This window comes from Phenylobacterium sp. (genome assembly GCF_004799395.1).
Taxonomy (GTDB): domain Bacteria; phylum Pseudomonadota; class Alphaproteobacteria; order Caulobacterales; family Caulobacteraceae; genus Phenylobacterium.
The window spans coordinates 1-7,606 of the sequence record NZ_SSMZ01000166.1; the positions used below are offsets into that span (position 1 = coordinate 1).

8 protein-coding genes are annotated in these 7,606 nt (G+C 68.8%); 6 read left to right on the forward strand and 2 right to left on the reverse strand.

Annotation, left to right across the window (positions count from 1 at the left end; all coding sequences use genetic code 11):
• Together E8A12_RS10875 and E8A12_RS10880 are read left to right on the forward strand one after the other, a co-directional pair.
• On the forward strand, positions 1-422 hold a 422-nt coding region (locus E8A12_RS10875; protein WP_293368532.1), incomplete at its 5' end, for a M56 family metallopeptidase.
• 17 nt (positions 423-439) lie between these two features.
• Positions 440-982, forward strand: a complete 543-nt coding sequence (locus tag E8A12_RS10880; RefSeq protein WP_293368534.1) for a hypothetical protein — start codon at positions 440-442, stop codon at positions 980-982.
• Positions 983-985: 3 nt separating this feature from the next.
• Here the strand turns inward: E8A12_RS10880 and E8A12_RS10885 are convergent, their stop codons facing one another.
• Positions 986-2,791, reverse strand: a complete 1,806-nt coding sequence (locus E8A12_RS10885) for an alkaline phosphatase family protein (protein ID WP_293368536.1) — start codon at positions 2,789-2,791, stop codon at positions 986-988.
• A gap of 122 nt (positions 2,792-2,913) precedes the next feature.
• On the opposite strand from E8A12_RS10885, the gene E8A12_RS10890 reads away from it, so the two are divergent.
• The 4 genes from E8A12_RS10890 to E8A12_RS10905 all read left to right on the forward strand — a co-directional run bounded on the left by E8A12_RS10890 (position 2,914) and on the right by E8A12_RS10905 (position 6,930).
• Positions 2,914-3,417: a hypothetical protein gene (locus E8A12_RS10890; protein WP_293368538.1), complete on the forward strand. Its 504-nt coding sequence runs from the start codon at positions 2,914-2,916 to the stop codon at positions 3,415-3,417.
• Between the two features lie 110 nt (positions 3,418-3,527).
• Positions 3,528-5,027 (forward strand): sigma-54 dependent transcriptional regulator, encoded by a 1,500-nt coding sequence (locus E8A12_RS10895; RefSeq protein ID WP_293368540.1) that lies wholly within the window; start codon positions 3,528-3,530, stop codon positions 5,025-5,027.
• 154 nt (positions 5,028-5,181) lie between these two features.
• Complete coding sequence (locus E8A12_RS10900) at positions 5,182-6,072, forward strand: dienelactone hydrolase family protein (protein ID WP_293368542.1); 891 nt, start codon at positions 5,182-5,184, stop codon at positions 6,070-6,072.
• A 174-nt stretch (positions 6,073-6,246) separates the two neighbouring features.
• The gene (locus E8A12_RS10905) at positions 6,247-6,930 is read left to right on the forward strand and encodes a PEPxxWA-CTERM sorting domain-containing protein (RefSeq protein ID WP_293368544.1); all 684 of its coding nucleotides are present in this window, start codon (positions 6,247-6,249) and stop codon (positions 6,928-6,930) included.
• A gap of 47 nt (positions 6,931-6,977) precedes the next feature.
• Here the strand turns inward: E8A12_RS10905 and E8A12_RS10910 are convergent.
• Positions 6,978-7,606: hypothetical protein (locus tag E8A12_RS10910; RefSeq protein WP_293368546.1), on the reverse strand; the 629-nt coding region annotated here is incomplete at its 5' end.

A 7,606-nucleotide genomic window follows, 5' to 3' on the forward strand; every position in this document is an offset into this window, starting at 1 on the left:
AGCTCCTGGTCGAGCCTGGCCTCGCGCGCGGCCAGGAGCTTGCCTGCGACGCCCTGGTGCTGGCGCACCGTCCGGGCCAGAAGCGCCGCTACGCCGAGACCCTGCTGAAGACGCAGCTCGGCGCTATCGCCGCGCCCCTGGGCTGCCACTGGCTGGCCGGCCGCTCGGCCCACCCGCTCGAGCAGCGGATCGCCGCGCTGCGGATGCCCGCGCCCGACTTCCAGCGGCAGGACATCGGCGCCTTCGTCATGGGCGGGGTCATCGTGCTGGCCGCCTACGGCGCCTGGAAAGCCCAGCCGCCGGCCCCGGCCGAAGGTATGCCGCCCGACGAGGTCTATGTCGCCCACGAGGTGCACCACATGCAGGCGATCCTCGTCATGCGCCACAAGCAGCCGGCCGCCGTCCTTCCGATCCTCCGCTAGCCGCAACGGCCGCGCCGATGGCCCACCTGCGAACAGAGCCGGCGCACCGCCTGCGACCGCTGGCCTTGCTGGCCCTCCTCGGCCTCGCCGCCTGCGATATCGGCCGCGCGTCCCGGACCGAGATCCTCGCCCGCCAGCAGGCGCTGGACCCGCCGCAGCTCTGGCGCGTCGAAGTGATCGGACGCGACGGCGCGATCCAGGCGGCGGCCTACGTCTGCGCCGATCGCACCCTGCGCGAGACCTTCACCCACTCCCGCGCCGAGGTGAACGGCCAGCCCTGCGAGGACACCACCTATCCGTACCTGCGACCCAACGGCTGGTCGCTGAGCTGCCAGGCGAACGGCCGACCCTTCGGCGTCAGCGCCACCACGGTCGGCGACCTGCAGAAAGACTTCCGGCTCGATTTCGTTCTGACCGAGCTCTACCACTACCGCACGCCCAAACAGCCGGACCCGGTCACGGCGAGCCAGGTCCGCCACTTCCTGCGCATGGGCCCCTGCCCAAGCGGCTGGAGCATCGGCGACCAGGCGAAACCGGGGCGACCGCCCCGTAGGACCTAGGCGTCAGGGCTTCAGCCCGAGCGTCCGGCCCGGCATACCGGCGGCGTCGAGATAGGTCTCACCGGGCGTGACCTGGGCGTTCAGCACCGTGACGAAGCCGTTGGCGGCGAGCTTGGACCGCACAGTGATCGGCTTCACCGGCGGCGCCGGCCCGCCCGCTAGCAGGGCCTCGTTCATCACGCGGCCGACCAGATGGCCGCGTCGCGGCAGCTCGATCCCCAGGATGTAGGCGAGCGTGTTGGCCCAGTCGGCGTTGCTCACGGGCGCGGGGTCGACGAAGCGACGTTTGAAGTCCGGACCGACGGCGGCCATGAAATTGTGAGTGTCCTGGCGGCCGAGCGTGCCGTGGATGCCTTGGCCCTGCTGCTGACCGCTATCGGCGATCTCGACGCCGCACATTTCGGGGTCGGCGCAGCCGGTGGAGAAGCTTCGGAACGACAGCACGATCGAGGGCTGCGGCGTGCGCGCGGCGCCGATCAGGTTGACCTTGCTCATCGGCAGGGCGCCAGGGACCTCGCCCAGGGCGTCGTTGACGAAGATCGCCGCCACATAGTCCTGGCGGGTCAGGGCCGCGACCACCTTGCGGGCCATCGCCTTGGCGTTGGCGCCGGGCAGGTAGAGCAGCATGGCCCCGCCGTTGGGGGCGATCACGACCTCAGGCTTGGCCGGATCGGCACCCAGCAACGCGCCGCCCTTGGGATATTCCCCCTTCGCCGGATCGACCGGCGCCCCGCGCACGCTGAACAGCGGCAGGTTCAGGGCTTTGGAAAGGTCGATCGCCAGGAAGCCGCGCGGGAGGAAGCCCGGCTTGACGTCCGGATAGCGGAACGAGGCGGCGGCGCTGCCGGGGCTCTCCAGCGACTTGGTGGAGAAGCCGTGGTCGGCTGTGATGACGATGTCGGTGTTGTCGGCCAGCCCCTGCGCCTGCAGGGCGTCGCGCAGCGCCTGCAGGTCGTTCGACGCGTTGCGGATGGCGGCCCGCGAGGTCGGCCCGTTGATCCCGGGGGTCAGCGAATTCAGGCTGTCGCCATTGCCGTGCTGGGTGCCGTCGGGATCCAGCGACCAGAACACCATGACGAACGGCTTCCCCTCGGCCTTGAAGCGGGGGATCAGCACCTTGGTCGCCACGCCCACGAACCAGTCCTGCTGCTCGGCATTGGTCTTCAGCGTGCCCGGCGTCTTGAAGTCCCCGCCGCTGAAATCCTTGCCCCGCTGGGGTGGCGAGGACGCCAGGCCCGCCGCTTGGATCGCCTGGGCGATCTCGGGCGCCAGCCGAATTCCGTTCTTGGGGTAGGCGCTGTCCAGCACCACTGTGCCGGTCCCATCGCGGGCGGTGGCGTCCTGCACGCCCGCGGGACCCTCCTTGCCCAGCGCCGCGGTGGCGTAGCCCCTGGCGCGGGCCGCCTGCAGCAGGCTGACCTCGCCCAGGTAGTTGCCCGCGAAGCGCTGGTTCATCAATCCCAGCATCTCGTCGTTCTCAAAGTCGGTGAGCGGCGAGCCGTCGGAGGCCACGCCAACCCCGGCGTAAATGGTGTTCGCGAAATCGCCGGTGTCGCCCAACAGGTGACCCGTGGCGATGGCCGAGCCGTTGGCGGTGGTGACGGTCGGAAACAGCGAATGGCTGTTGGCGAAGTCCACGCCTTCGCTGCGCACCGCCGCCAGGGCCGGCGCGGACTCCGGCGTCACGCTGTGTGAGCGCAGGCCGTCGGCGACGAAGATGATCACATTGCGCGGGGCGGCCTGGGCCGGGGTCGAAACCAGGAGAGCCGCGGCGAGCACGCCCGCGGCGGCGAATCTGAATTGCTGCATGTCCGGCCTTATAAGCGACCGGTGGCCATAGCGCCGTTTCATGACAGGCAGATCTCAGATTTTTGGGTGGACGGAACGCTCTAGACGCCGCTGTGCTGGTGTCGGGCGCGCGGGAGGGGCGAATGAAGCGAAGTGCGGTCCGGACCGCGAGCATGGCGGCGATGGTCGGAGCCTTTATGGTCGCCGGGAATTCAGCCTGGGCGCAGGTCAAGCCGGGATCGGAAAGGGGCCTGGGCCTGACCGGGGCCGACATCCCGCCGCTGCTCCAGACCATCGAGGCCGATCCCTACCAGCTGCCGGCCCCGCTCAACTGTTCCGGAGTCGGCGACGAGCTCACCACGCTGAACGACCTGCTGGGCCCGGACATCGACGCCGAACCCGTCGTCGCCGACACGAAGACCAACCTCGCCTCGAAGGGCGCCAACCTCGCCCGCGGCCTGGTCCCCTATGGCGGCGTGGTGCGGTTCGTCACCGGGGCCAGTGGCAAGGACAAGGCGCTGCAGAAGGCCGTGCTCGCCGGCTACGCCCGCCGCGGGTTCCTGCGCGGACTGCAGGCCCTGCCCAGGTGCGGCGAAACCCCCGCGCCGCCGCCACCGCCAGCGCCTCATCAGAAGCCGCGGCGTTAACGCCTGACTCAGCTCTCCGAAACTCGTTCTTCACGCCTGTCCTGTATCAATTCGCGACAACAGGAGCCTTCGTCCACGAGGCGGCGGCCGGTTACGGTGGGTGTCTTCATATGGCCAAAACGGTCCTCGTCGTCGATGACGACCCGACGCAGCGTCGGCTGATCCAGGCGGTCCTCGAACGTGAGGGCTTCGCTGTCGCGCACGCCGAGAGCGGCGACCGGGCGATCGAACGCCTCGGCTTCGGCGCGCCCGTCGATGTGGTGCTGCTCGATCTGGTGATGCCCGGCATCTCCGGTCAGGAGACCCTGGTCGAGATGCGCGCCCGCGGCTTCCCCCAGCCGGTCATCGTGGTCACCGCCACCGGCGGCATCGACACCGTGGTGCAGGCCATGCAGGCCGGCGCCATGGATTTCTTCATCAAGCCCGCCGCGCCCGAGCGGATCCTGGTCTCGATCCGCAACGCGCTCTCCATGGGCGCGCTGAAGGGCGAGGTCGACCGGCTGAAGAAACACGCCTCGGGCCGCACCAGCTTCAGCGACCTGATCGGCGCCTCACCGGCGATGACACTGGTCAAGCGCCTGGGCGAGCGGGCGGCCAAGTCGGCCATCCCGATCCTGATCACCGGCGAGAGCGGCGTCGGCAAGGAAGTCATCGCCCGCGCCGTCCACGGCTCCTCCGAGCGCGCCGGCAAGCCCTTCGTGGCGGTCAACTGCGGTGCGATTCCCGAGAACCTCGTGGAATCCATCCTGTTCGGCCACGAGAAGGGCAGCTTCACCGGCGCCACCGACAAGCACCTCGGCAAGTTCCAGGAAGCCAACGGCGGCACCCTGTTCCTCGACGAGGTCGGCGAGCTGCCGCTCGACGTGCAGGTCAAACTGCTGCGCGCTCTGCAGGAGAGCGAGATCGACCCGGTGGGCGGCAAGCGCGCCATCAAGGTCGACGTGCGGATCGTCTCGGCCACCAACCGGGACCTGTCGCTGGCGGTGAAGGAAGGCCGGTTCCGCGAGGACCTCTACTACCGCCTGAACGTTTTCCCCATCGAGGCCCCGGCGCTGCGCGACCGCAGGGAGGACGTGCCGGCTCTGGTCGACGCCTTCGTCAAGCGGTTCAACGTCGAGGAAGGCAAGTCCGTCGTCGGCGCCACCCCCGAGACCATCGCCTGCCTGGCGGCCTTCGACTGGCCGGGCAATGTCCGTCAGCTGGAGAACGCGGTCTACCGCGCCATCGTGCTGGCCGACGCGCCCTACCTGCAGCCGCATGACTTCCCGGCGATCAGCGGCGTCTCGCCGCCGATCCAGGCCGCCGAGCCGGTCTTGGCCAGCTTCGCTGCCCTGCCGGCCGCCGTCGGTCAGATGATTCCGGACATGCCGTCCGCCGTGCCGGTGCGCATCCTCGACGAGCGCGGCCACCTGCGCACCCTGGAAGAGATCGAGCGCGACCTGATCCAGCTCGCCATCGAGATCTACGCCGGCCACATGAGCGAAGTCGCCCGCCGCCTCGGCATCGGCCGATCGACCCTCTACCGGAAGGTCCGCGAACAGGGCCTGGAAGACGTGATCAAGGGAGGCCACGATGAAGCCGTCGAAGACGCCGACGCGCAGGTCGCGTGAGCAACGCCTCGCGGTCCTGATCCGCCTCTCCAAGACCGGCGAGCGCAAAGCCAAGACCGCTTAAGCCCAAACCAATCGCCCGCTTCCCCGGCGGAAATAACGCCGTAACATTGGCGCCGACCCTTCAGGTCCAAATCCTCGGGAGGCCGCTCACATGTGCGACGACGAAATCCATCAGTTCGAAGGCAGCATTCTGGCTGCGGAAACGCCGATGTCCCGCCGGGCCTTTGGCCTCTCCGCCGCGGCCGCCGCCAGCTTGGCGGCCTCCATATCGGCGACCATGGCGCACGCCCAGGCCACGGTCACCGAGAAGGACGTCGACATCAAGACGCCCGACGGGACCTGCGACGCGGCGCTCTTCTATCCGCAGGGCAAGGGCAAATGGCCCGCCGTGCTGATCTGGACCGACATCATGGGCCTCAGGCCCGTGTTCCGCGACATGGGCAAGCGGCTGGCCGCCCAGGGCTACGTGGTCCTGGTGCCCAACCCGTTCTATCGCAAGGCCCGCGCGACGGAGACCGTCAACCTCGACTTCTCGAAACCTGACGAGCGGGCCCAGCTCATGCCCATGGCGGCCACCATCGGGGCGCCGGGCGCTGTGGAGGGCGACGCGCCGGCCTTCTTCGCCTTCCTGGACGCCCTGCCGCAGACTGACACGAAGAAGAAGGCCGGGACCCAGGGCTACTGCATGGGCGGCCCGCTGGTCTACCGCACCGCCGCCGTCCTGCCCGACCGGATCGCCGGCGCGGTCACCTGCCACGGCGGCGGCCTGGTCACCCAGACGCCCGCCAGCCCGCACCTGCTCATCCCTAAGATGAAGGCCGAGGTCTATTCCGCCGTCGCCGCCAACGACGACCAACGCGCGCCCACCGACAAGGACACGCTGAAGGCCGCCTTCGCCTCGGCCGGCAAGGTCGCCCGCGTCGAGGTCTACGACGGCTGCAACCACGGCTGGTGCGTCAAGGGCAGCGCCGTCTACAACGAGGCCGGAGCCGAACGGGCGTGGACGGAGCTTTCGGCTCTCTACAGGAAGAAGCTGGTCTGACGCCACGCTCCTCACAGTCGGGTCCTCGACTTAACTCGCCTGTGAGGGGAGTCAGATTGTCGAATATTCACAACTGCTTAAGCATGATCTTTCGGCGTCGCGCAGAGGTGTGACGCGTCGCGCCGCATGAATGCGGCGCCGGGTCAGCTCAAGCTTTGTGGGGGAATATCCTTGATGCGTATGCGTAGCGTTTTGCTGTGCGCCCTGTCGGCCGCGAGCGTCCTGGCCATGGCGTCTTCGGCGCTGGCCGGCACGGCCACCGACGCCGATCTGGCGTCGCCGGGAGTCTACTACGGGACCGGGAACTCGAACGGACACTTCACAGTGGACACCGAGGGCGGCGTCGAAGTCGCGCTCCGCGCCCACGTCTATCAGCAGGACGCCACGTCACCCGTGGGCGACCTCTACAGCTTCAACCTCGGCGACGTGCTCAGCTTCGACTACTCGGTCAATCCCGACGTTGGCGCCTCGCCGGTGACGCTCAGCGATAGCCTCGGCGACGCCACGATCACCATCCACGACTTTGCCAACAACAACACCCAAAGCTTCCCGGCGGACTTCTTCCTGCTGGGCAATGCAACGAACGCTGGCGACCCGGGCGGCTATCAGAACAGCGAACGGCTGAGCTTCGGCTTCGTGGATTCGCTGTACAACCCGGCCCAGAACAACACCTTCTCGGTGAACTTCACGCTGAGCAACGTGCCAGATGTGGGAACCATCTCGGTCACCGAGCTGATCCAGCAGGGGGCCGGCTTCGCCGTGCCCGAGCCGGCCAGCTGGGCCCTGATGATCCTGGGCTTCGGCGGGACCGGCGCGGCGCTTCGCCGTCGTCGTCAGGGCGCCATCCTGGTCGCCTGATCGGTCGGACGTTCGGATCAAGGAGAAGCCGCCTTCGGGCGGCTTCTTCATTTGGGCTCAGGCCCGATCTTCCATCTGACCAGCGCCTCATAGTGCGGCCGCGCCGCCTCGGCGATCCGCTTGAGCTCATCGGTCAGGGGCGCCGGCGAGGACCGTTCGGGCGCCGCAAAGCCGGTGGACCGCTCAACCGCCGCATACCAAGCCGGAGCCCAGACCCCATCGCTGCGACGGCGGCCTGCAGGCCAGCTCAACATCGCCTCGGCGAACGGGACGCCCAGGGCCACGCAGATCGCGCCCAGGGTTCCGCGCGGATCGGCCAGCACATCGGCGCCCTCGACCACCGGGGGGCTGCGCCCCAGGCGGTCGGCCTCGCGGTCGAACAGTTCGCGCTGTCGGACCACGCCGATATCCGCCAGCGTCACCTCCGCGCGGGCTTTCACATAGGACGCCAGCACCGCCGCCGGCTCGCGGATCAGGAAGGCGCTTTTGCAGCTGTCCATCCAGTCCAGACCGAAGCCCGGCGCCATGTGGTGGGTCATGTGCTTCTGGTAGTAGACCGGAGCCGGCTCGTCCTCGGCGAGCCCCTTGGCCACGACTCGCCAGTCCAGAGGCTGTGAGGCCAGGACCTCCTCGCGCATCGGGTGCTCAAGCCCCGTCTCGGCGAGATAGGCGGCAT

Bases quoted from the DNA above. Each gene is read 5' to 3' on its own strand.
- E8A12_RS10890 (WP_293368538.1), top strand. From the start codon at position 2,914: ATGAAGCGAAGTGCGGTCCGGACCGCGAGCATGGCGGCGATGGTCGGA.
- E8A12_RS10880 (WP_293368534.1), top strand. From the start codon at position 440: ATGGCCCACCTGCGAACAGAGCCGGCGCACCGCCTGCGACCGCTGGCC.
- E8A12_RS10905 (WP_293368544.1), top strand. From the start codon at position 6,247: ATGCGTATGCGTAGCGTTTTGCTGTGCGCCCTGTCGGCCGCGAGCGTC.
- E8A12_RS10895 (WP_293368540.1), top strand. From the start codon at position 3,528: ATGGCCAAAACGGTCCTCGTCGTCGATGACGACCCGACGCAGCGTCGG.
- E8A12_RS10900 (WP_293368542.1), top strand. From the start codon at position 5,182: ATGTGCGACGACGAAATCCATCAGTTCGAAGGCAGCATTCTGGCTGCG.
- E8A12_RS10885 (WP_293368536.1), bottom strand. From the start codon at position 2,791: ATGCAGCAATTCAGATTCGCCGCCGCGGGCGTGCTCGCCGCGGCTCTC.